Source organism: Shewanella zhangzhouensis, from assembly GCF_019457615.1.
Taxonomy (GTDB): Bacteria; Pseudomonadota; Gammaproteobacteria; order Enterobacterales; family Shewanellaceae; genus Shewanella; species Shewanella zhangzhouensis.
Genome location: NZ_CP080414.1, coordinates 1,934,837 through 1,956,400 on the forward strand (window position 1 = coordinate 1,934,837; position 21,564 = coordinate 1,956,400).

The 21,564-nt window shown below is 53.9% G+C and carries 18 protein-coding genes and 1 tRNA gene; 4 read left to right on the forward strand and 15 right to left on the reverse strand.

Annotated features, from left to right (window positions below; translation table 11 throughout):
- Nucleotides 1-285: 285 nt before the first annotated feature.
- The 3 genes from K0H63_RS08315 to K0H63_RS08325 all read right to left on the reverse strand — a co-directional run bounded on the left by K0H63_RS08315 (nt 286) and on the right by K0H63_RS08325 (nt 2,603).
- Nucleotides 286-362 (reverse strand) — tRNA-Pro (locus tag K0H63_RS08315).
- Between the two features lie 161 nt (nt 363-523).
- Nucleotides 524-2,308, reverse strand: coding sequence for a DUF3413 domain-containing protein (locus K0H63_RS08320; RefSeq protein ID WP_220067535.1), 1,785 nt, complete (start codon nt 2,306-2,308; stop codon nt 524-526).
- Between the two features lie 76 nt (nt 2,309-2,384).
- Entirely contained in the window at nt 2,385-2,603 is a 219-nt protein-coding gene (locus tag K0H63_RS08325; protein ID WP_220067855.1) for a YejL family protein, read from the reverse strand.
- Nucleotides 2,604-2,680: 77 nt separating this feature from the next.
- Here K0H63_RS08325 and yejK point away from each other — a divergent pair, with 77 nt between their 5' ends.
- Entirely contained in the window at nt 2,681-3,709 is a 1,029-nt protein-coding gene (gene yejK, locus K0H63_RS08330) for a nucleoid-associated protein YejK (RefSeq protein WP_220067536.1), read from the forward strand.
- Between the two features lie 201 nt (nt 3,710-3,910).
- On the opposite strand, the gene K0H63_RS08335 is transcribed toward yejK, so the two are convergent.
- Nucleotides 3,911-4,624, reverse strand: coding sequence for a DUF4336 domain-containing protein (locus K0H63_RS08335; protein WP_220067537.1), 714 nt, complete (start codon nt 4,622-4,624; stop codon nt 3,911-3,913).
- 283 nt (nt 4,625-4,907) lie between these two features.
- Here K0H63_RS08335 and K0H63_RS08340 point away from each other — a divergent pair, with 283 nt between their 5' ends.
- A complete protein-coding gene (locus tag K0H63_RS08340) occupies nt 4,908-5,792 on the forward strand; it encodes a 6-carboxytetrahydropterin synthase (RefSeq protein ID WP_220067538.1) in 885 nt (294 codons plus the stop codon).
- A gap of 81 nt (nt 5,793-5,873) precedes the next feature.
- The gene (locus tag K0H63_RS08345) at nt 5,874-6,671 is read left to right on the forward strand and encodes a M23 family metallopeptidase (protein ID WP_434086762.1); all 798 of its coding nucleotides are present in this window, start codon (nt 5,874-5,876) and stop codon (nt 6,669-6,671) included.
- Nucleotides 6,672-6,760: 89 nt separating this feature from the next.
- On the opposite strand, the gene K0H63_RS08350 is transcribed toward K0H63_RS08345, so the two are convergent.
- From K0H63_RS08350 to K0H63_RS08375, 6 genes are all read right to left on the reverse strand, one after another.
- Nucleotides 6,761-7,162 (reverse strand): GNAT family N-acetyltransferase, encoded by a 402-nt coding sequence (locus K0H63_RS08350; RefSeq protein WP_258405681.1) that lies wholly within the window; start codon nt 7,160-7,162, stop codon nt 6,761-6,763.
- A 216-nt stretch (nt 7,163-7,378) separates the two neighbouring features.
- A complete protein-coding gene (locus tag K0H63_RS08355) occupies nt 7,379-7,783 on the reverse strand; it encodes a GFA family protein (RefSeq protein ID WP_220067541.1) in 405 nt (134 codons plus the stop codon).
- A 49-nt stretch (nt 7,784-7,832) separates the two neighbouring features.
- The gene (locus K0H63_RS08360) at nt 7,833-8,378 is read right to left on the reverse strand and encodes a GNAT family N-acetyltransferase (protein WP_220067542.1); all 546 of its coding nucleotides are present in this window, start codon (nt 8,376-8,378) and stop codon (nt 7,833-7,835) included.
- 482 nt (nt 8,379-8,860) lie between these two features.
- The gene (locus tag K0H63_RS08365) at nt 8,861-10,915 is read right to left on the reverse strand and encodes a bifunctional 2',3'-cyclic-nucleotide 2'-phosphodiesterase/3'-nucleotidase (RefSeq protein ID WP_220067543.1); all 2,055 of its coding nucleotides are present in this window, start codon (nt 10,913-10,915) and stop codon (nt 8,861-8,863) included.
- 268 nt (nt 10,916-11,183) lie between these two features.
- Nucleotides 11,184-13,379 (reverse strand): M3 family metallopeptidase, encoded by a 2,196-nt coding sequence (locus K0H63_RS08370; protein WP_220067544.1) that lies wholly within the window; start codon nt 13,377-13,379, stop codon nt 11,184-11,186.
- Nucleotides 13,380-13,487: 108 nt separating this feature from the next.
- Nucleotides 13,488-13,748: a hypothetical protein gene (locus tag K0H63_RS08375; RefSeq protein ID WP_220067962.1), complete on the reverse strand. Its 261-nt coding sequence runs from the start codon at nt 13,746-13,748 to the stop codon at nt 13,488-13,490.
- On the opposite strand from K0H63_RS08375, the gene K0H63_RS08380 reads away from it, so the two are divergent.
- A complete protein-coding gene (locus tag K0H63_RS08380) occupies nt 13,747-15,309 on the forward strand; it encodes a dipeptidase (protein WP_258405682.1) in 1,563 nt (520 codons plus the stop codon). The two genes, K0H63_RS08375 and K0H63_RS08380, sit on opposite strands and share 2 nt — an antisense overlap.
- A gap of 94 nt (nt 15,310-15,403) precedes the next feature.
- On the opposite strand, the gene ggt is transcribed toward K0H63_RS08380, so the two are convergent.
- The 5 genes from ggt to K0H63_RS08405 all read right to left on the reverse strand — a co-directional run bounded on the left by ggt (nt 15,404) and on the right by K0H63_RS08405 (nt 21,471).
- Nucleotides 15,404-17,176, reverse strand: a complete 1,773-nt coding sequence (gene ggt / locus K0H63_RS08385; protein ID WP_220067546.1) for a gamma-glutamyltransferase — start codon at nt 17,174-17,176, stop codon at nt 15,404-15,406.
- Between the two features lie 125 nt (nt 17,177-17,301).
- Nucleotides 17,302-17,922, reverse strand: coding sequence for a LysE family translocator (locus K0H63_RS08390; protein WP_220067547.1), 621 nt, complete (start codon nt 17,920-17,922; stop codon nt 17,302-17,304).
- A gap of 185 nt (nt 17,923-18,107) precedes the next feature.
- Complete coding sequence (locus K0H63_RS08395; protein WP_220067548.1) at nt 18,108-18,980, reverse strand: DUF4010 domain-containing protein; 873 nt, start codon at nt 18,978-18,980, stop codon at nt 18,108-18,110.
- A 248-nt stretch (nt 18,981-19,228) separates the two neighbouring features.
- Nucleotides 19,229-20,266 carry a 4-hydroxyphenylpyruvate dioxygenase gene (gene hppD / locus K0H63_RS08400; RefSeq protein WP_220067549.1) on the reverse strand — a complete coding sequence of 346 codons (1,038 nt, stop codon included), beginning with the start codon at nt 20,264-20,266 and terminating at the stop codon, nt 19,229-19,231.
- A 44-nt stretch (nt 20,267-20,310) separates the two neighbouring features.
- Entirely contained in the window at nt 20,311-21,471 is a 1,161-nt protein-coding gene (locus tag K0H63_RS08405; RefSeq protein ID WP_220067550.1) for a homogentisate 1,2-dioxygenase, read from the reverse strand.
- Nucleotides 21,472-21,564: the final 93 nt, after the last annotated feature.

A 21,564-nucleotide genomic window follows, 5' to 3' on the forward strand; every position in this document is an offset into this window, starting at 1 on the left:
GCGTTAACGCGTTGTTCACAATATTCGGCAGCGTAAACTGATGAAAGTGATGTGAAAATCAGTGTGAGATAGGATGCTGGTTAGATGGGAGATAAAGCGAAAATTAAAAAGGTCCAGCATTGCTGCTGAGCTTTTTTGTTGAATTTGGTCGGCATGAGAGGAGGCGATGGTCCGACACTCGGCCGATGGCCCCTGACACCCCATCCGCTTTGGTTTCAATGTAACGTCGAGAACATCAATAAAACAAAAAAGCCCAGCATTGCTGCTGAGCTTTTTTGTTGAATTTGGTCGGTATGAGAGGATTCGAACCTCCGACCCCTGACACCCCATGACAGTGCGCTACCGGGCTGCGCTACATACCGAATACTTTGAGCGGCTTGCGCAGTTCAGTGCCGTCTCAACGAGGCGAACTTTATCAAGAGCCGCTAAGCAGTGCAAGCCTTGATGACAACTATTTGGTTTGATTGCTTAGTTTGTGTCCTAAGCTGTCGTTTTGTCACCAATTGCCGAGCGCACGGCGGTTTCACTGGTGATAAAGTCGCCTGCCTTCACGCATGACCTGGATAAGATCCGGGGCGCTTAATTTCTTGTTTAATCGGGTTTTAAAATCACTGCTGTAGATATCGTATTTGCCATGGCGGTCGATAACTGTGATTTCATCATCCTGATAAATGGCAAAGAACCGGTTATCACCCACATACACCCATGGCTGCTCGCTTGGCATCAACAGTTGGCGTCCTGCGCTGTAGTCTGTAATGGGATTGGTGCAGCCCAGCACCCGTGTCATCAGGGTAGGGGCCAGACCATGATGGCTGGTGGTGTAGTTAATCTGTGCCTGCTCACCGCCGGGCCAGTGAATAATCAAGGGCACGCGAACGCTTTGGGGGGACAAATCCCGCCTGGCTTCTGTCTCATTGCTGGTGAAGGCCTTGCCACTGGTTCCGGTGATAATTACCAGTGTATCGGCAGGGAGATGACTGATAAGGCTTTTCAGTTCGCTATCTATAAAATGCAGCGATTGACGGTATTGACTGAAGAGCACCCGCTGAGCCGGTGCCATACCCTGAGGAGCCTTGATAGTTTCAATACCGGCAAAGCCCACCGGGGTGTCGTAGGTGTCCGGTGCGCCCAGATTCACCAGAGCAAACCAGGGCGATATTTGTTGCCTGCGCCAGTCTTCAAAGGCTTCGCGGCTTTGAATATCGGCCAGTGCTCTGGATTCACTGTCATCCATCAGGGCGGCGTCAAAGTCATTAAAGAGCGCCAGTGGACGGGGATTGATTTCGTTGGACGCAGGACCAAAGCGCTTGAGGGCATAGCCCGAAGCGGCAAATCCCTGGGTTAACAGTGGCGATATGGTTTGGAAGTCGGCCGCTGCCATGTAACTGCCCTGCAGACCATAAAACAGGGAGAACATGCCGCTTTGGAACTGATTGCCACCGCTTAAATGTTTATCAAAGAATTGATTATCACTGCCGTAGCTGCTCAAAAACGGCATGGTTTGCGGATTAAGCATATCTGCCCGCAGGGCGTCAACGGCCACAATCAGTACATTGGGCTTGCTTTGAGGTTTGCAGCTTAAGGCGTCAAGGGAGTAGCCTAGTTGCTGCTGCTCGCCGAGTTTGGAAAGCCCTCCGGCGGAGTCCAGCCCGTGTGACTCCATAAAGCTTTTTGCCGTGGCCGGATAAAACAGTGGATAAGCATCATCGTAGCGGGTGATGTCCTTCACCTTGGCGGCATCGGCCCAAATGTGCACCAGATGACTGGCAATAAAACAGCTGCCCACCACGGCCGCCACCTTGCCACCGATGCGCCATTTTTCAATTTTAACAATGCGTTTCCACAGGAAATTGGCCGCCGTCAGCTCCAGTGCCAAAATCCCTATGGGCGTTACTATGTAAGAGGTGCCGCTCAGGAGTGAAGGTAAATCGGCCCAGGCCACATCGAAGGCAAAGGGCGACAGGTGCACGCCGTAGTCGTCGTACACTATGGTGTCGTAGAGCAGAATACACAGGCCCAGGGTGGCCACCGTTGCCGCCAGCCCCCTCAATATTTTTGAGTAGGGCAGCAGCAGGGTGACGGGGAAAATCAGCAGCAGATACAGTAAGAAGGCGAGAAAGGAAAACTGGCCAATGCTCGCCAATGCGAGATAGCCCCAGCCGGTGAGGGTCTCGGGAAGACCAACGGTTTCCAGATAACGGCTGCCAACAATCAGTGCCAGAAAGCCGTTGAACAGGGCAAACCAGTGGCCCCAGTTAACCAGTCGTGACACCTTGTCACGCTCCAGTTGTTGTTTCCTCTCAACCATTCCGCTCGCTCTTATCCTTGGGACAGGTTAACACCTTGGTATCTTAAGCACTTTTCCCGTGTGGGTGCCAGCTTTATCAGGCTTTTGTCACCGACTGATTAAGCGCTTTGGCAAACTGCTCGGCCACAGCGGCGCGGCTGGCAGCAGGCACCTTGGTTTCCAGCAGGTGGCTGACGCAGTTGCCCAGTACCATCAGACCAAGGTCGGTGGGGGCCTGGTGTTTTTCCAGCACGGCCAGTACTTCTGCAATTAGGGTTTCCACTTGGGTATTGGTGTATTTGGATTGAATAGCCATAGTCAAAAAATGTTTCACAAAGGATTGGGTTAGCGGCATATAATACCGGATTTCCACGGCTATCACTATCAAGGCGTATGACGATTAAAGTAGAACAGGCAATCATCCATGAAATCGCCCAAACCCATGAGGGCCAGCTCAGCTGCCGTCTTCGCCCGCAGCCACTGCTGAACAGTCAGGCGGTTGAGCTGATGCTGGAAGAACTGCATCAGTCTTACACCAGCAAATCCGGCAAGGGATTCGGCTTTTTTGGCACCCATGGCAATGACGGCGAAGCCAATCCGGCCTTTGCAAACGGCCTGAAGGACTACCTCGATGGTGGCCTTGGCTTCGTGGAATTTACGGGCCAAGCCAGTAAGTTGCTGCAGGATGAACTCGGCAAATACGATTTCAGCCAGGGCGGCTTTTTACTGCTGGCCTGTTACAGCCATATGGCCAGTGACTACTTGTTCGTGGCACTGCTCAGTGCCAAGTCTTCCATGACGGTGTTGGATGACATGGAGCTGACCCAGGTGAATCATCTGGACCTGAACAACATCCAGCTTGCCGCCCGTATCGATTTGACCGAATGGCAGGCCGATAAAGAAAGCCGCAAGTACATCTCCTTTATCCGTGGCCGCGCCGGCCGCAAGGTAGCGGATTTCTTCCTCGACTTTATGGGCTGTGTTGAGGGCATTAACCCCAAGGCGCAAAACAAGAGTCTGATGATTGCGGTGGAAGACTTTGTGGCTGGCAGTGAGCTGACCAAGGATGAACGTCAGGCCTGTCGCGACAAGGTGTTTGAATATTGCTCTGAGCGTTTCGATGCAGGTGCCGAAGTAGACATTAAAGATCTCGCCGATGAGTTGGCGGACTCGGGCATGGACTCCTTCTACGATTTTGCCACGACAGGCAACTACGATCTGGAAGAAGAGTTCCCAGTGGACAAGTCTACTTTGAGGCAGCTGAAAAAATTCTCAGGTACCGGCGGCGGTGTCACTATCAGTTTCGATGGTCATCATCTGGGCGAGCGGGTGATTTACGACCCCATCTCCGACACCCTGCTGATTAAAGGCGTACCGGCCAACCTGAAAGATCAGCTCCATCGCCGCTTAAAGGGCGAATAAGCTCCAAAAGACATAAAGGAAAGCATAAAGAAAGGCGACCCAGGTGGTCGCCTTTCTTATCTCACCCGGTTCACAGTTTGTCTCAATAGCTGCGTATTACCGGCACTTTAGGCTCAGTTCAACTCACGATACCTGCACTTTGGCAGCAAGTCTGTGTACTGCCCATGCAGGTTTGCTTCGGTAGAAAGTATCCTTTGGGTCCTATGCAGGTGCTGATTCTGTTTGCTTAAGGCCGACCCAGCTGAACGAGCGTTCCACAAAGTCCATGGCGTTTTCATGTACGCATTCTCCGTGGGCGAGTATCAGCTGCTCAGGCTGCCAGCGACGAAACTGCGCCACCGCCTCTTTTGCCTTGTGCCGCCCATTCATAAAAGATAAGCGCCAATCCAGCGGCGTTTTACCGTTGGGAGCCAGAATGCCTGTTATCCGGGCAAGTGGTCGCTGCCAGGCATTGAAATGCCCCGGGCTGAAGTTTTCAATCAAATCAGTGAGAATGAGGGTGCGCGAGCCTTTGTGATAAAACACGGCTTCTTCCATCACCGGCGATCCTTTAAAAATGCATTGCTCGATTTCGCTTCGCCACTCTGCCGGTGCCTTGTCGGTAAGGTCCGCATCAAAGTGCAGGTGTTGGCATTTATTGGCTACACCGGGGGCGGCAAAGGCCGTGGCCTCTGGCCAGCGTGTCTGCCAGGCGGCAATGTAGAGGTGATGCAGTTTGTTGGGGGAAATCAGATAAGCGACTTCACCAAGAGCATTCACCTGACGTATCAACTCATCATTGAGTTCAATGGGGGAGTGCACCCAGAGTTTGTCATTTTTAAGCTGTACTATGGTCATGCGGGTGGTATAGGGCATGCCATAAAAGGACACCGCTGGACCATCAAATACAAAGATGTTGGCGCCGAAACTTTTCATGTCATCTCCTTTGACTGCCTGGGATAGCAATCGGAATTGTACGCCGACCCTTGCAGAAGTGGCATAGGTGAATAGTGCGAGCTGCAGCCTTAGTGTGCAGCAGAGGCACAAGCCGTTGGTGAGGGGCGTAAATTTAGCCCTGTTCACGCCATTGAGACTCGCCGGGGGCGAGTGAATTGTTTAGAATTGACATCTGAGTGACCGCCTTTCGGCTATTGCCCGTCAGACGGTGTTGCGGCCCGGCCGCTAATCACGGCAGACTGTTTCTCTGCCCGGGAGTGTTATGCAACTTTTTGTTAAAGATTTAACCGTGCTCGATTTTTCCTACCTTTGCGCCAAGCGTGGCATGGTGGGAGAGAGCTGGATAGTGGATGTGGTCCTCGAAGGGGGACTGGACAGTCAAAACATGGTGCTGGACTTTGCCAAGGTCAAGCGCACCATTAAAGACACCATCGACAGAGTGGCCGACCACAGGCTGCTTATCCCAACGGCCTCATCCAATGTGCGCTGGCAGCAGCAGGGCGACAGAGTGTGGATGGACTTTCAAAGTGACGTAGGCAACATACATCTGGCTTGTCCAAGTCAGGCGTTTGCCCTTATTCCCGCCGAGCAAGTCGATTTTGAAGCCGTGAACGCATTCCTGCGTAAGGCCCTGCGTGAAGCGCTGCCAGACAATGTCGATGGCATTCATTTGACGTTGAGAACCGAGTCTCTCAGTGGCCCCTTTTACCATTACAGTCACGGGCTTAAAAAACACGATGGCAACTGCCAGCGTATCGCCCATGGCCATCGCAGCCCGGTGCAGATATTCGAAAATGGGGAGAGTGCGCCAGACTGGGATGCCTACTGGGCCAAGCGCTGGAAAGATATCTACCTGGGTACCGAGGAAGACGTGGTACCCGTAGCCGAGCTTGAGCTGTCGGCCCAATGCCGCATCGATGACAATTCCCACATAGGCTTTCGTTATCAGGCACCCCAGGGGGATTTCCAGCTCGCCATGCCCAGGGCCATTTGCGACATCATCCCCCACGACACCACGGTAGAGCTGCTGGCGGACTTTATGGCCAAGACCCTCGCCGAAAAGGTGCCCGGCAGCCACTTTAAAGTGATTGCCTACGAAGGCATTGGCAAAGGCGCCATTGCGGCAGCCGAAATCGCTGCCGACTGAACCTATCACGCTGCTTAAGGAAGACCACCAATGTTAAAGCCCTGGATTGCCGCCCTGTTACTGACATTCGCCCATGGTGCGATGGCGCAGATTGAACTCAGTGGCAAGATGGAGCAGGGCTCGCTTATTCGTGGCAAGGTGCCTGCAGGCAGCAGTGTCAGCCTCAATGGCGAGCCACTGAGGGTCACCCCGGAAGGTAACTTTGCCTTTGGGGTGGAGCGAGAAGGTGAGCTTGAGCAGACTCTTGAAGTGATCTACGCCGATGGGCTCACCGAAATCAAACCCCTGACCTTCGCCAAGCGGGAATACCGGATTTCTGAGGTCAATGGTATCGCACAAAAAATCATGAAGCCCGATCCGGCGGCGCAGGAGCGTGCCGCCAAAGACAGCGCTATGACCAAGGCTGCAAGGGCAACCGATTCGGATATTACCGCCTTTGCCAAGCCTTTTGTCTGGCCCTTAACAGGCCGTATCTCTGGGGTGTATGGCAGTCAGCGTGTGTACAACGGGGTGCCCGGCAATCCGCACTTTGGTGTGGACGTGGCGGCCAAAACCGGCACCGTGGTGGTGGCGCCCGCCGATGGTGTGGTAACGCTGGCGGTGCCGGATATGTTCTACTCCGGAGGCACCCTGATTATTGACCATGGCTACGGTGTCAGCTCAAGCTTTCTGCACTTATCCAAGCTCTATTTAAAGGTGGGTGACAGGGTAAAGCAGGGCGACAAGATAGCCGAAGTCGGTGCCACCGGCCGCGCCAACGGGCCGCATCTGGATTGGCGCCTTAACTGGTATCAGATGCGCCTCGACCCTGCTACGCTGGTGCCTCCCATGAAAGAGGTTTTGGCCACAAAAGCGGCCACGAAGGCAAGCAAGCAGTAAGCCAATTGCCGCGCTGGCAAGTCATGGCGCGTCCAACAAAAAACGCCGCAGATGAGTTGCGGTGTTTTTGTTTCTGGTGAATGCTTTTTTCAGCGTTTAATACTCATGGGCACAAAACGAACACCATTCTTTTGCGCTTGCGGGCCAGTGGGGGAAAAGCCCAGGTGCTGGTAAAAGCCCACGGCATTGACAGAGGAGCACAGATTCACCTCATTGGCCTCAGTGCGGCCAAGCAGGGTGCTCAGCAGCGTCTTTCCAAGCCCACTTCCTTGCACGCTTTTATCGACAAATAGGTGAGTAAGGAAGTTGCCGTCCCGAAGTGCAGCAAAGCCGACAAGTTTACTGCCCTGACATGCTTTTAAGGCGATGAATTTACTGCTGTCGAAGGTTGTTTCAACATCTGGCAGTACCCGATTTAAAAAGGTCTCTTGCCCCTCCTGACTAAACAGAGGTAACACATCTTGCTGTGCAACCTCCAGCACCAGCTGCATAACAGCCTCCAAATCCGCTTTGGTCACGGGGGCTATATCGGTATCTATACTCTGGCTCATGCTATTTCCACATTGTCGAAGCTGTATCAATTAGTTGCACCGTTCCGGGCGCTGGCTTTCACCAAAATGATGATTTGGTGGGCAATTGCTGGCTCGGTTTAAGTGTCTCAGTCTGTCTCTCGCTCGAAAGGCCTATTTGGTGGACTGGCGGCCCAGCTATGTCGGCAGTCCATCAAAACGCGGCAAACTCTCCAAATCATGCTCCCAGGCGGCGCGGCTCGCCATATACAGGTGCGCGTTGGGGGGAATGATGAGGTCGCTGTCGAGGCTGCCAGCCGGGACGACCAGTAAATTATCGGTCGATTGCTGTGGCACCGGTGAGCCGCAAACGGCACAAAATGCTTTGCTGTGGCGCGTTGAAGGCAAGTTGAACAGGGTTACCTTATCAACGCCTGAGACCCAGTTCAGCGTCGCTGAGGTGCTGAAAAGATTCGCCCCGTGGGCAGAGCCGGTATCTTTCTGACAATAATGGCAGTGACACAGAAAAAAACGCTCAAAGTCGCCATCAATCTCATAACGCACTTCGCCGCAAAGGCAAGAACCAGAATGCTTTTTACTCATAATCTGCTCTCCACTGGTTTGACACCTTTACTATGCATTAAACGCTGGGCTAAGGCACAGCCCCCTTCTGACTGACTTGTTCCGGTATCGCTCGAGAGAGCCGATACTCATAAAACACCGGGCTGTTTCCATCCTGTTTTTGGGCTGTAAAGCCCAGCTTTTCAAGCAGTTTAGTTGATGCTGTATTGGCCTGGTCAACGCCGCCAACAAGGGTTAACCATGACTCAGTGTTGGCAGCTGCGCCAATGAATCCCTGCAGTAATTCAGTGGCCAGGCCCTTGCCCCAATACGCCTGTGCAAGCAAATAGCCAATGTGGGCATGGTGCTCGTTTTCTACGTAGATAAACAGGAAACCCATGATTTCGTGTGTTTTTGATTTGACCTGAAGTAACCGGCTTTCTCGCAACATGCGTTCAAGCCAGATGTCTGCCGCACCGCGGGAGTTAACGCCGTGAAAGTAGGGGGGAAGATGTTCAACTACTGCCGGGGTTAACATCGCGGGCACACGCTCAAGTAAGTCAGAGCGTTCAGACAAAGCAACGCCATCCACTATTTCGACCACGCTCAGTCTTTGAGTCTCAAACGCTATTGTCATGTTAACTACCTGATTGGATAAAGATAATCACCCTATAAAAACCGGCTGAGAATCGATTGTGACCTAGTATGACTGATTCTGATTGGGTTACGCTGGCTTTCATCGTCTTGGTTCGGTTCCCGCCAGGGCACCTGTACCGGCACTGGGGAAGAGTACTGTGTCATGCCAGAGTTCTGGGCCGGGTTTGGCTCAGCGGGGAAATAAGGTGCGGAGCCAGAGTACCTGACTACAGCGTTTTTTACTGAAAGTTTCTCAAAAAATAATCACTTTGATGCGGCCTATGGATTTGGCGTGTTTCCTGAAAATGCAGCTTACTCAACCCATTAAGTGGAAGTGGGATGACAGAAGCAAACCCGCTTTGCATCAGGGGATTGGACTCTTTGGTAAAACGCAGGCTTATCTGCAGCCCAACCGCTGAAGGGTAATAAAAAAGGCGCCCGGGGGCGCCATTTTTAACGGGTCACTGAAATTGCAGAAAGTGATTACTTGGTCAAATCGATGCGATACACGGCATAACCCAACTCGTCTTTGCCGACCTTGGTCATGGCGCGCTGCTTGTTTTGCTCGATAAAGGCATCGGCCTTGGCGCTGTCCTGGGTCTCGAATCGCACATCCAGCGCCACGGCACTGTTAATGGTCACAAAGTCCCAGTTGTAGTCGGCGGTGGGGTTTACCATGCCCTCGTACTGGCCTGTGGTGTCGTTGTACTTCGACTCGGCGGTGATGTAAGCCGCCAGCGCTTCGCGGTTGGTGTCCGGTAGCTCCAGCACCACATGGTCGCTGCCGGTACCGGCAAACTTGCCGCCGAAGGCGCGGTAGTTGTTGGAGGCGACAATAAACTCTTTGGTCAGCAGCTCTTCGCCGCTGTAAACCTTGCCGTCGCTGTCTTTAAAGGCCAGATCCACGATGCGGTTGGCGTTTTCATTCACAACCTTACAGTCACGGTCGAACTTGCTTGGCTGGGTTACGTCAATCTTGTAGGTCATGCCGTCGAGCACATCGAAGTTATAGGTTGGATGGCCAGCCCAGTTGATGAGGAACTGCGGCTCGCTCTTGGCGGGGTCAATCTGGTTGAACTGATTGGCTGAGCATTCCAGCCAGTCTTTAAGCTCGGCGCCCGTGGCTTTTACCGCCACCATGGTGTTGGGGTAGAGGTAAAGGTCGGCGGCGTTTTTAAAGGTCAGCTCGCCTGCGTCTACCTGCACGTACTGATCCGCATCTGAGGTGGTGCCGTGGCGGCCACCGGCCTTGAAGGGAGCGGAAGCCGATATCACCGGCAGGTGTGCGAGTGATGGCGGCAGCTTGGCCCGGACATTGGCGATTTGCGCGTCAGAAACGATTTGCACCGTTGGGTCGTCCTGCACCAGGGTGAGGAAGCTGTACATGTCGGCTGCGGCCACACCTATGGGTTCGTCCACAAAGGCGAGGGTGCCCTGATGTTCAAGCTCCACGGCATCGTGAATGTCTTTGTCGGCTTCCACCAGTGGCGCTTTGTTGGCGCCATCGTAGATGGGGCGTGCTTCGGTTTTAACATCGAGCACTGTCCACTTTCCGTCCTTGCGGGCCAGCGCAAAGTCAACCACGCCCAGGTTGTCACCCCAGCGGCCGGGCATCACGGCTGCAACGCCGTTCAACAGGCCTTTTTCCACATCGGTATTTGGCAGGTCGCTGTAGCGCGCGTCCGGGAAGATGGAATGGCTGTGGCCAAACATGATGGCATCGATGCCTTCAACCCGGGTGAGGGCATAGGTAGCGTTTTCAGCCATGGCATCGCCTGGGTTTTCCACCGAGCCAATGCCAGAGTGTGGAATGGCGATAATGATATCGGCGCCCTTGGCTTTCATTTCAGGCACGTACTTTTGGGCGGTTTCGAGGATGTCTGCTGGCTCAACCTTGCCGGTCAGGTTTTGTTTGTCCCACAGCATAATTTGCGGTGGTACAAAGCCGATATAGCCAATTTTGAGGACATGCTTATCGCCGTTTTGGTCGATAACCTCTTTGTCCTCAATCACGTAAGGCGTGAACAAATGCTCGCCCTTTTTGATGCCTTTCCAGCAGCCGTTATCGTCGGCGCAGTAGACGTTGGCGTTGATGTAAGGAAACTCGGCACCGGCCAGGGATTTTTCGAGGAACTCAAGGCCATAGTTGAATTCGTGGTTACCTATGTTGCCTACACTGTAACCCAGCAAATTCATGGCCTTGTAGGCGGGGTGTACGGCGCCATCGGCGATGCCGATTTTAGCCATATAGTCGCCCATGGGGCTGCCCTGCAGCAGGTCGCCGTTATCCACCAGTACATGGTTGGGGGCTTCATTGGCGGCAGCCTTGATAAGGCTGGCGGTGCGGGCCAGACCTATGGTTGGATCTTCTTTGCCGCTGTAGTAGTTGAAGTCCATGATGTTGGTGTGAAGATCCGTGGTCTCCATCACCCGCAGATCCACCAGAACCTCTTTTTCCACGTCGTTATTATCAGAGCCGCAGGCGCTGACGCCCAGTGCAGCGGCAATGGTTACCGCTAACAGATGTTTTTGATTCATATCCATATCTCTTGAAATGTTAACCCCGGGCGCGCCTCTGTGGGCACGCTCCATCATCCAACCCAGCGCGACGGCGTTGGGGTCGGGAAGAGTATCAGCTCCAGAGCTTGCAAAAATGTGACCGAAGCGTAGAAAGGGCGTATCAAATTGTGTCTTGTCTCACGGGTGCTGGTTTTCTGAACATGTAACGATGGGGGTTGGCGTTATCAGCGGCTAATAAAAAAGCGCCCCGGAGGGCGCCTTTAGGATGCAATTCAAACAACCTTCATTACAGCAGACCGCGGCTCTTGAGCAGTGGCTCGATGCTGGCTTCTTTACCACGGAACTCGCGGTACAGTTTCATCGGATCTTCGCTGCCACCCTGAGACAGCACGGTGGCACGAAACGCCTTGGCGGTATCCTGGTTGAAGATGCCTCTTTCGCGGAAGGCTTCAAAGGCATCGGCGCCGAGGATATCGGCCCAGATGTAGCCATAGTAACCGGCTGAGTAACCACCGGAGAAGATATGGCTGAAATAGGTTGAGCGGTAACGCGGCGCAATCTCGTCAATCAGGCCCATTTTCTTGAGGCTGGCGGCCTCAAAGGCAGCGGCATCCTGCACTTCGCTGGTCTCAAGGGTGTGCCAGTCGAGATCCAGCTTGGTGGCGGCAAGGTATTCAACCGTGGCAAAGCCCTGATTGAACTTGCTGGCGGCCTGGATTTTCTTGACCAGCTCTTCTGGAATGACTTCACCGGTTTTGTAGTGCTTGGCAAACTGCGACAGCACTTCTGGCTGAGTCATCCAGTTTTCGGTGACCTGGGATGGGAACTCAACGTAGTCCCGTGGTACTGAGGTGCCTGACTGGGCCTCGTACTCAACGTTCGACAGCATACCGTGCAGGGCATGACCAAACTCGTGGAACAGGGTACTGGCTTCATCGAAGGTCAGCAGCGAAGGCTCAGTCGCGGTTGGGCGCGGATAGTTGAGCACATTGACGATAATGGGCACGACACGCTCATCACCCAGGCCGCTCTGTGAGCGGTAGGCGTTCATCCAGGCGCCGCCACGCTTTGAGTCGCGGACGTAGTAGTCGCCTAAAAAGATGGCCAGCAGCTTGCCGTCTTTATCGAACACTTCCCAGGTACGCACATCTTCATGGTACTTGGGCAGGTCATTACGTTCTTTAAAGGTCAGGCCAAACAAGCGGTTGGCGGTGTAAAACACGCCTTCGATGGTGGCATCCAGCGAGAAGTAGGGACGGGTGTCCTGTTCGTTAAAGCTGTACTTGGCGACACGAATTTTGTCGGCGTAGTAATCCCAGTCCCATGGCGCCAGCTTGAAGTTGCCACCTTCGGCATCAATCAGCTTCTGCATCTCGGCCACTTCAGACTTGGCTTGATTAATGGCAGCAGGCCATACCTTGTCCAGCAGGGCGTATACGTTGTCAGGGTTTTTCGCCGTGTTTTCTTCCAGCACATAGTGGGCGTGGGTTTTATAGCCCAGAAGCTGTGCGCGCTCGGCGCGCAGGGCGGCGATTTCGGCCAGCGCCTTCTTGTTATCGCGGGCATCGTTGTGATTGGCGCGCTCAACATAGGCGGTGTACAGCTGCTGGCGCAGTTCACGGTTGTCGGCGTAGGTCAAAAATGGGGTAATGGACGGGCGGGAGGTGGTGAACACCCATTTGCCTTCTTTGCCGCGGCTCTTGGCGGTAGCGGCGGCCACATCAATCACGCTTTGGGGCAGACCGGACAAATCGTCTTTGTTTTCCACCACCAGTTCGAAACCATTGGTTTCGGCGAGCACATTGTCACCAAACTCCAGGCTCAACTTGCCAATTTTTTCGTTTAGCTCACGCAGCTTGGCTTTGCCGGCCTCATCCAGGTTGGCACCGCCGCGGCTGAAGGCTTTGTAGGTGTCTTCCAAAAGGCGGCTTTGGGCTGTATTCAGCCCCAGGCTGTCGCGCTGCTCATACACAGCCTTTACCCGGGCAAACAGCTTGTCATTGAGGAAGATATCGTCCCTGGCGGTCGATAGCATGGGCGAGACTTCCTTGGAAATCGCCTGCAGGCCAGGGGTGGTGTCGGCGGAGGTCAGGTTATAAAACACCGCAGATACGCGCTTGATGAGCTTGCCGCTCTGCTCCATGGCTTCGATGGTGTTGGCGAAAGAGGGCGCGTCGGCATTGTCGATAATTGCCTGAATTTCAGCCTGTTGACGCGTGATGCCCTCTTTATAGGCAGGCAGATAGTGGGCTTCTTCGATTTTGTCGAAGGCCGGGATGTCCTGATACGTATTGTAGGGTTCGAAGAAGGGGTTTACAGCGGTAACGGCGGCCTGTTCAGAAATCCCGGCGGAAGCTGTTTCAACGGCGGTAGCTGGCGTGTTGGCGACCTTGGTCTGTTTGTTTTCGTCGTTGCCGCAGGCCGTGAGGCCCAGTGACAGTGTCATGGCCACAACAAGCGGCTTGAGGGTTTGTCCCTTCATGGTTCGTTTCCTGTATCGAGTGTGTGTGTGAGATGGCGGCGTGATGTATGTTTGAATTTTGCGCCCAAGCAGTACCAAATTACCTTCCCAGGCGGCCGCCATCGGGCGTCAGCCCCTTGTGTAACATGTCAGCCACTGGTCGCCAAGACCCTCGGAAATTTTGTTGTAACAAACCATGAGTAAGTGGTTAATTCCTGTGCCTTGGGTGTGGCACACTGAACTATCAACACCGTTGACGGAACAAGCCGCCCGCGAGGTTGCTTTTGTAAAACCCCAAACCAAAAACAAAAACCAAAAACCACCAATGCCGACAAAGAACATGACAAAGAACATGACAAAGAACATGACAAAGAACATGACAAAGAACATGACAAAGAAACCTGCGAACCCCTTTACCCTGAGCCGCCTGTCCGCCCTTATCCCCTTGATGCTTGCTATGCCTGGCTTGGCCGCAGCGCCTTCACCGGATGCCCAAAAGGTGGCCTCCTATGCGGCGTCGAATTTCCAGCAGGCTCAAATCGAGACCCTGAAAACCCTGGTCGGCTACGATACCCGCGCCCGGGAGGGCCTGACCCCGGACACCGACCCTGTGTTTGCCGATTTCAAACGGGCTCTCGGGGTTAAAGCCCGGATGCTGGGGCTCGATGTGGAGGACAACGGCTACGTGATGCTGATAAGCCTGTCCCCCGAAGGGGCCGGGACAGATGTGAAAAAGGTTGGGGTGATCACCCACGGCGACGTGCAGCCTGCCGACCCCAGCCTGTGGCCCCAAAGCCCCTATGAATTGACCGAAACGGCCGATGGCAAGCTGGTAGGCCGAGGCGCCGAGGATGACAAGGGGCCCATCGCCACTGCGCTTTATGCCATGAAAGCCATCAAAGACAGCGGCATTGTGCTTAAGAGGCGCATCGAGCTTCTGGTTTATATGGCTGAAGAGTCGGACTGGGAGCCCTTGAAGGAGTTTTTGAAAACTTACCAGAGCGCCGATATCAATATCACTCTGGATGCTGAATATCCCGTGGTGACCGGCGAGAAGGGCTGGAGCCAAATCAAGCTCAGTCTGCCCCGCGTCATGGTGAAAGTGGGCGCAGATACGCCGGTGTTAACACATTTCACCGGTGGCAGTTTTGCCAGTCAAATACCACAGCAGGCGAGGGCTGTGATTCAAAACGCCAACCCTGAATTGGTAGCCGCTCTGAAAGCCCGTGCAGAGGCCTTGCCAGTCAAGACTGACTTCATTGATGAGCCGCTGGGGCTCACAATCCATGTCACAGGCAAGGCGGCCCATTCGTCCACACCGGAAGATGGTATAAATGCGCTGGCCTATCTGGCTGATCTGCTCTCGCCCACAGCCGATGGCAGCATTCCTGACTGGCCCATGACCACGGCAGCCGTCACTGCGGACTTTTTACATACGCTGGTGGGCACAGGGCTTTATGGTGAGCGCTTTGGCAAGCTTGGCTACAGCGACGAGTTTATGGGGCCAATGACATTGGCGCCGACCCTTATTACCGAGGGTAAGGAGGGCGCAGACGTGACCCTCAATCTGCGCCGACCGGTGGGGCGTACTCCTGAAGCGCTGGATAAGCTTGCCTTGGATGCCATTCAAGGCTGGCAGCAAGCCAGGGGCACCCAGGTGGCTGATATAGAGACTTACTGGGGCACGCCCATGTTGATTGACGATGCGCCCCATCTGGAGACGCTGCTTGGGGTGTTTGGCCACTACACCAACACAGCGGACCCCAAGCCCATCGCCATTGGTGGCTCAACCAATGCCAAACTCTTCCCCAACGCCTTAAGCTTTGGCCCGGCCATGCCCGGGGTGGAGTACACAGGCCACAGCGAATATGAATTTATCACCAGAGACCAGCTTAAGCTGAATCTGGAAATGTACACAGCCGCGCTGGTGGAACTGGCGATGCGCGAGTAATGCAGCCAGGGTTTTGAGGAAACAAAAAAGCGCCTTTGAGGCGCTTTTTTACGATAGGTGCGAATCAACGCGCCTCTGCGTGTTTTAACGTCCTTCAGTAACCCAGGGTTTCGCTGGCGCTTTGGCGTGGATCGGATGCGCCGTAGATGCCTTCTTCAGTCACCACAATGGATTGGGTCGAGCCCATGGCATGCTTGACGTTGACCTTGTGGCCCATGGACTCCAGCAAACGGCGGGTATCCACATTCAGGCTGCGTTCGGTGCGGATTTCATCGGGATACCACTGATGATGAATGCGCGGCGCAATACTGGCCTCGGCAATGTTCAAGTCGTGATCCACCACATTCATGATGATTTGCAGCACAGTATTGATGATGCGCGAACCACCGGGGCTGCCGGTAACAATAAAGGGCTTGCCGTCCTTCATCACTATGGTGGGGCTCATGGACGACAGCGGCCGCTTTTGCGGCTCAACTGCATTGGCATCACCGCCGAGCAAACCGTAACCGTTGGGGCTGCCGGGTTTGGCGGCGAAGTCGTCCATCTCGTTATTGAGCAGGATACCGGTGCCCTTGGCCACCATGCCCGAGCCGTAACTGAAGTTCAGGGTATAGGTGTTGGACACCGCATTGCCCCATTTATCGACCACCGAATAGTGGGTGGTCTGGTCGCTCTCGTAGGGCGCCAGTTTACCGGGTTTGATGTCATCGGAGGGAGTCGCCTTATTGGCCGCTATGGTCTTGGCAATCGCATCGCCATAGGCCTTGCTGGTCAGTGCCTTGACTGGCACTGTCACAAAATCAGGGTCGCCCAGATACTCACTGCGATCGGCATAGGCGCGCTTCATGGTTTCGGCCATAAAGTGAATGCTTTGGGCACTGTTGTGGCCAAGTTCGCCCATGGGGAAGTGCTCAAGCACATTGAGCATTTGAATGATGTGAATGCCACCTGAGCTTGGCGGCGGCATGGAAACGACCTCCAGCCCTCGATAATTGCCGCGTACCGGCTCACGCTCCATTACCTTGTATGCTTTTAGGTCGGCCAGGGTCATGATGCCGCCGGCTTCCTGTACCGCAGCCACCAATTTCTCGGCGGTTTCGCCTTCATAAAAGCCCTTGCTGCCGGCCTTGCTGATGCGCTTTAGGCTCTCGGCCAGATCCTTTTGCACCATACGCTGGCCCACGGTGAGGTTTTGCCCCTCGTTGGGGTAAAAAATCTCGGCAGAAGTGGGCCACCTGGCAATCCAGTTATGCAGCCCGGCGAGGGAGCTTGCCAGCTCGGCGGTCACTTCCACACCGTCTTCGGCGAGCTCTATCGCCGGGGCAATGACCTCTGAGAGGCTCATGGTGCCGTATTTTTCCAGCGCCAGTTCCATCCCCATTACTGTGCCGGGTACGCCCACGGCGAGCCCATGGCTGCGGCTCAGTTCATCCACGGCATTGCCGGCTTCATCCAGGAACATATCGCGCCTGGATGCTTTAGGGGCTGTCTCGCGATAGTCGATGGCGATGGTTTTATTGTCTTTGGCAAGATGCACCAACATAAAACCGCCTCCGCCGAGGTTTCCGGCGCGGGGCAGGGTAACCGCCAGGGCAAAACCGACGGCAACGGCCGCATCCACGGCGTTACCGCCTTTTTTAAGGATATCCACGCCGATGCGGGTGGCCAGCGCTTCCTGGCTTGAGACCATGCCGTACTTACCGAAAATAGGCTGGGCAGTGGCCATTTCACTGAAGATGGCACTGTCATCCAGTGCCGGCTTGGTGGGCAGTTTGGCTTGCGCAGTAAATGTGGCCGCAAAGGGCAGGGCGATGGCAAGGGCGAGAGTCAGCCCCTTTAAGGTAAAGGCACCGGGCCGTGGTTTCATGTTGGTTCCCCCAAAAACGTGTTCTTTGTGTTGTATTTTTTACATTTTATGAAGTTGTCACTGTGCCTGCTGCGGTTTGGCTTTGCAACGGTTTTGGCACCTTTCCCGTGGCGCATGCGGTCCAATCAGTCGCCAAAGGCAAGCCAAATACCAACAAACGCCATCAGACTGCCGGCAATTCGGTTAAGCAGTGTTAAGTTGTCGCCGCGACTCAGTAGGGCTTTAAGACTCTTGCCTCCGCTGGCATACAGCATTAAACAGGCAAATTCGGTGACAAGAATAATAGACAGCAGCGCCATTAACTGCGGTGCCATTGGGCGCTCTACACTGATAAAGGGGGGCAGCAGCGATACCATAAAGGCCCAGCCTTTTGGGTTGGCCACGGCGGTCAAAAACCCCTGACTGATAAGCGCCATCGGATGTGGACTGGGGCCGGGTTCACTCGTTAGGGCAAATTTGCCGCGAGAGCGCCACAGGTTAATACCGAGGTAGACCAGATAAGCGCCGCCAACGTATTTGAGTGCGGCAAACAGCGACGGGTAGTTGAGCATGATGGCGGCAACCCCGAGGACGGCCGCCAGTGCCACCAGGCCCACTCCGACCAGCTCCCCGGCCATCATCCACAGGCTTTTGCGCACGCCAATGCTCATGCCCAGAGTCATGGCCAGGGTCATACACATGCCGGGGGTGATGGAAACAAATAAAAAGGTGGGAATAAATACGGCTAACAGGGTGAAGTCTGGCATGGATTCGGATTCTGGTTTCAGGCAAAAATGACCGGGCTAAGCAGTGTAATTGAAGCCAAGTGTAAGACACAAGTCGCAATAAGGGCCGGGGCTTGTAAGGCATGGACTTCAATTCTCAGGTCATCAAAATGGCCATTGGCCGCGATTTCAGAATGGAAGCATGGCTTAGAGCACGCTTGGACAAACTACCAGCTTCCCACTGCGGCGCCGATGGCGAAACTGGCTGCGAGACTCAGCACGAAACTCATCAGCAGCACGGCTATCAGCCAGGCTTTGTTCCGGAGATTGCGACCCTTACACATCAGAAAAGATTTGCTCAGGGCATTGCCAAAGAGGATCAGGTAAAACTGCGTCAGCAGATCTGTTTGCTTAACATACAGCGACTGCTCCGTCATTACCGAGGCCAGCACCGCGTGGGCTTCAAACAGGGAAATCAGCAAGATGCTGGCATTGCGGGACAGGGGCAGTTCGCTGCCAATAACATGCATGCCATACACCAGGATGAAAATCAGCATCGACAGCTTGATGACATTTTTCCACAGTATCGGATGGTCGTTCAGCAGTTCAATTTCCGCCATCCCGGTGTTGCCATGTTCCTCAATCTGCGGACTCTGCTCTTTTTGGCCAGAGAGAAAGACAATGACACAGATAATCAGCAGCAGCTGAATCAAAAAAGGCAGGTAGTATGTCCAGGCCAGAGTGCCCGACAGAAACCAGACAATCATCAGGCATTCAATCAGCATGGCACAGAGCGCAAACAGCAGCGTCAGTTGTAAATCCCGCTCCCGGGTGGCGGCAAATTTTTTGTCATTCAGCACCTGTAAGTACACCGCCGTGCTGGAAATAAAGCCCCCTAAAAAGCCCTGCAGTTGGAAACGGCCGCGAACCGGCACCAGATGAAAACAAAAGAAGCTGAAGAGTTCCAGCCCAGCCACCAGAGGCACGATTTTTAAAACCGGGATATAGCTGGCTACCACACACAAGAGCGCCAGCAGGCCCATATCCAGCCAGATATGCTTATCGCGAAAGTGGGTGGCAAGCGGTGTCCTGTGTCTCATGTCGTAATGCAAGCCATAATTTAGCCAATTTAAATCATAGTCCAATTTTATCAGTGAGATAGTGCTGAAATAGAGCACTAAATCAGGTTGAATTTGCGTCGCAATAAAACAAGAACATGCAAAAGCAGCCTACCGTACTCAGTCGCTGCAAAGTCAGTTAAGTGTGGTGGTCACTCGGGTTTGAAAGATATAAAAAAAACGCCGCAATATGCGGCGTTTTTCCTGTCACAAATTCGCGCTTAAGCGGCTTAGAGCACGCCGCGGCGGACCTGATCGCGCTCAATAGACTCGAACAGCGCCTTGAAGTTACCTTCACCGAAGCCCAGGTTGTTCTTACGCTGGATGATTTCGATAAAGATAGGGCCAAACAGGTTCTTGGTGAAAATCTGCAGCAGGTAGCCGTTTTCATCGCCATCCACCAGAATCTGGTGATGCTTGATGCGCTCACGGTCTTCGGTTACCTGGGGCAGCTTTTCAAAGATGGTGTCGTAGTATTCAGGGATGATGTCCAGTGTTGCAATGGACGAGCCTTCCATCGCATCCAGCGACGCCACGATATCGCGGCTTCGGAACGCCAGGTGCTGTACGCCGGGGCCATTGTATTCACGCAGGTATTCGTCAATCTGGTTACGATCGTCGCCTTTACCTTCGTTGATGGGGATACAGAAGCTGCCATCAGGTGAGCGCAGGGCGTAAGAAATCAGTGCAGTCTGCGAGCCCTTGATGTCGAAGTAGCGCACTTCGGTAAAGCCAAACACGTCTTTGTAGAAGTTTGACCACTGCTCCATGGTGCCCTTGTAGACGTTGTTGGTCAGGTGGTCGACTTCCATAAAGCCTTTTTCCTGAACAATCACAGGCTCATCCAAATCGACAAAGTCGGTGGCGTAGATGTTGTCATCGCCGAAACGGTCGATGAAGTAAATCAGGCTGTCACCGATGCCGTAAATGGCTGGGTAGGGCAGGTCTTTCACTTCATCCGGGGCGGCCTTGGCGCCACGCTCAACCGCGTGCTTGTAGGCGTACTCGGCATCTTCCACACGCCAGCCCATAGAGGTGATGGCCGGGCCGTGTGACTTGGCAAAACCGGCAGAGAAACCAGCGCGGTCACGGTTCATCAAAAAGTTGATGTCGTTTTGCTGGTAGTAGTAGATGTCTTTTTCCTTGTGCTTTTTCAGCATGGAAAAACCAAAGTCCAGAAACACCTTGTGCATGAAATCGTTATCGGGCGTTGCAAACTCGGTAAATTCGATGCCGAGCAGGCCCAGTGGATTGGTTTCGCTTGCCATTGTTTTGTCCTCTTTCAATGGATTGCTGCCTGGAATTGTTCTGATTAGTCTTCGAGCCAGGAGCGGTTGTAATCGGGTGCCATGCAGTTTTTCACGTGTTCGGTCAGCTGCAGTGGCGCAAAGGTGTCTACCATCACGGCGTACTCGTAGGTGTCCTTCTTACCGATGGACGCCTCGGTGCGGCCAGGCTGCGGACCGTGGGCCACGCCTTTCTGGTGCAGGGTGATGTAACCGGCTTCAATGCCGGTGCGGCTCATAAAATCACCGTCGACGTAGTAGAGCACTTCGTCGCTGTCGATGTTGTTATGGTAGTAAGGGGCCGGAATTGCCTGCGGGTGGAAATCGTAGGGGCGCGGCACAAAGTTGCAGATAACGAAGTTTCTGGCCACAAACAGCAGGTGATCCGACGGCGGCAGGTGGATTTTGCCCACCTTGGGCGCGTATTCGGTGATGTTGAAGGCCCAGGGATACACAAAACCGTCCCAGCCCACCAGATCAAAGGGATGCCACTCCAACTGCGTCAGCTGATACTTATCGCCAAACTTGCACACCAACGGGAAGTTTCCGCGCTCAACCACGACGTCCTTAAGCTCGGGCACGCGGATATCGCGCTCGCAATATGGCGCAGATTCCAGCAACTGACCGTATTCGTTACGGAAATGCTTGGGGATCTCCACCATGGTAAAAGATTCAATCACGAACAGGCGTACATTGCTGTAATCGTTGAACTTGAGCTGATAAGTAGTGCCGCGCGGGATAACCAGATAGTCCCACTTTTTCACTTCAAGCTCGCCATATTCCGACAGCAGGACACCGTCGCCTTCATGGACAAACACCACTTCATCGGCATAGGCGTTACGGTAAAACTCATCCGTATCAGCAGTTACCTTGGCGGTATAGAGCGCGACGTCAGCGTTAAAGAAAATCTTGTTGCGGGCAGAGAAGAAATTGCCTTCACCATCGGCCAGACGTGAGTCCAGCTTATAGTTTTGTACCAGTGAATCGACCCAGGTGTCGCCGTGAGTCAGTGACATGGGGGCCACTTCCAGCGCCTTGGTGGGCATATTGTGGTGGTACTTGTTGGAATAGATGTTCGAAAACCCGTGGGTAGAGAACAACTCTTCGCGGTAAAGCTCTCCATTTTCCTTGGCAAACGCAATATGGCGCTTGTGCGGGATCTGACCTTGCTTCACATAAAATGGCATTTGTTTTTATCCTCTATTGGGCTCCTGTGGCCCATTTACCCGCCGAATTGGCGCTATATGTGATCTGGGTATCAATTTAGTTGCCGACTTGTA

What these genes read in the sequence shown, in the direction of transcription:
- K0H63_RS08320 (WP_220067535.1), bottom strand. Translation starts at nt 2,308, where the DNA reads ATGGTTGAGAGGAAACAACAACTGGAGCGTGACAAGGTGTCACGACTG.
- K0H63_RS08325 (WP_220067855.1), bottom strand. Translation starts at nt 2,603, where the DNA reads ATGGCTATTCAATCCAAATACACCAATACCCAAGTGGAAACCCTAATT.
- yejK (WP_220067536.1), top strand. Translation starts at nt 2,681, where the DNA reads ATGACGATTAAAGTAGAACAGGCAATCATCCATGAAATCGCCCAAACC.
- K0H63_RS08335 (WP_220067537.1), bottom strand. Translation starts at nt 4,624, where the DNA reads ATGAAAAGTTTCGGCGCCAACATCTTTGTATTTGATGGTCCAGCGGTG.
- K0H63_RS08340 (WP_220067538.1), top strand. Translation starts at nt 4,908, where the DNA reads ATGCAACTTTTTGTTAAAGATTTAACCGTGCTCGATTTTTCCTACCTT.
- K0H63_RS08345 (WP_434086762.1), top strand. Translation starts at nt 5,874, where the DNA reads ATGGCGCAGATTGAACTCAGTGGCAAGATGGAGCAGGGCTCGCTTATT.
- K0H63_RS08350 (WP_258405681.1), bottom strand. Translation starts at nt 7,162, where the DNA reads ATGCAGCTGGTGCTGGAGGTTGCACAGCAAGATGTGTTACCTCTGTTT.
- K0H63_RS08355 (WP_220067541.1), bottom strand. Translation starts at nt 7,783, where the DNA reads ATGAGTAAAAAGCATTCTGGTTCTTGCCTTTGCGGCGAAGTGCGTTAT.
- K0H63_RS08360 (WP_220067542.1), bottom strand. Translation starts at nt 8,378, where the DNA reads ATGACAATAGCGTTTGAGACTCAAAGACTGAGCGTGGTCGAAATAGTG.
- K0H63_RS08365 (WP_220067543.1), bottom strand. Translation starts at nt 10,915, where the DNA reads ATGAATCAAAAACATCTGTTAGCGGTAACCATTGCCGCTGCACTGGGC.
- K0H63_RS08370 (WP_220067544.1), bottom strand. Translation starts at nt 13,379, where the DNA reads ATGAAGGGACAAACCCTCAAGCCGCTTGTTGTGGCCATGACACTGTCA.
- K0H63_RS08380 (WP_258405682.1), top strand. Translation starts at nt 13,747, where the DNA reads ATGACAAAGAAACCTGCGAACCCCTTTACCCTGAGCCGCCTGTCCGCC.
- K0H63_RS08375 (WP_220067962.1), bottom strand. Translation starts at nt 13,748, where the DNA reads ATGTTCTTTGTCATGTTCTTTGTCATGTTCTTTGTCATGTTCTTTGTC.
- ggt (WP_220067546.1), bottom strand. Translation starts at nt 17,176, where the DNA reads ATGAAACCACGGCCCGGTGCCTTTACCTTAAAGGGGCTGACTCTCGCC.
- K0H63_RS08390 (WP_220067547.1), bottom strand. Translation starts at nt 17,922, where the DNA reads ATGCCAGACTTCACCCTGTTAGCCGTATTTATTCCCACCTTTTTATTT.
- K0H63_RS08395 (WP_220067548.1), bottom strand. Translation starts at nt 18,980, where the DNA reads ATGAGACACAGGACACCGCTTGCCACCCACTTTCGCGATAAGCATATC.
- hppD (WP_220067549.1), bottom strand. Translation starts at nt 20,266, where the DNA reads ATGGCAAGCGAAACCAATCCACTGGGCCTGCTCGGCATCGAATTTACC.
- K0H63_RS08405 (WP_220067550.1), bottom strand. Translation starts at nt 21,471, where the DNA reads ATGCCATTTTATGTGAAGCAAGGTCAGATCCCGCACAAGCGCCATATT.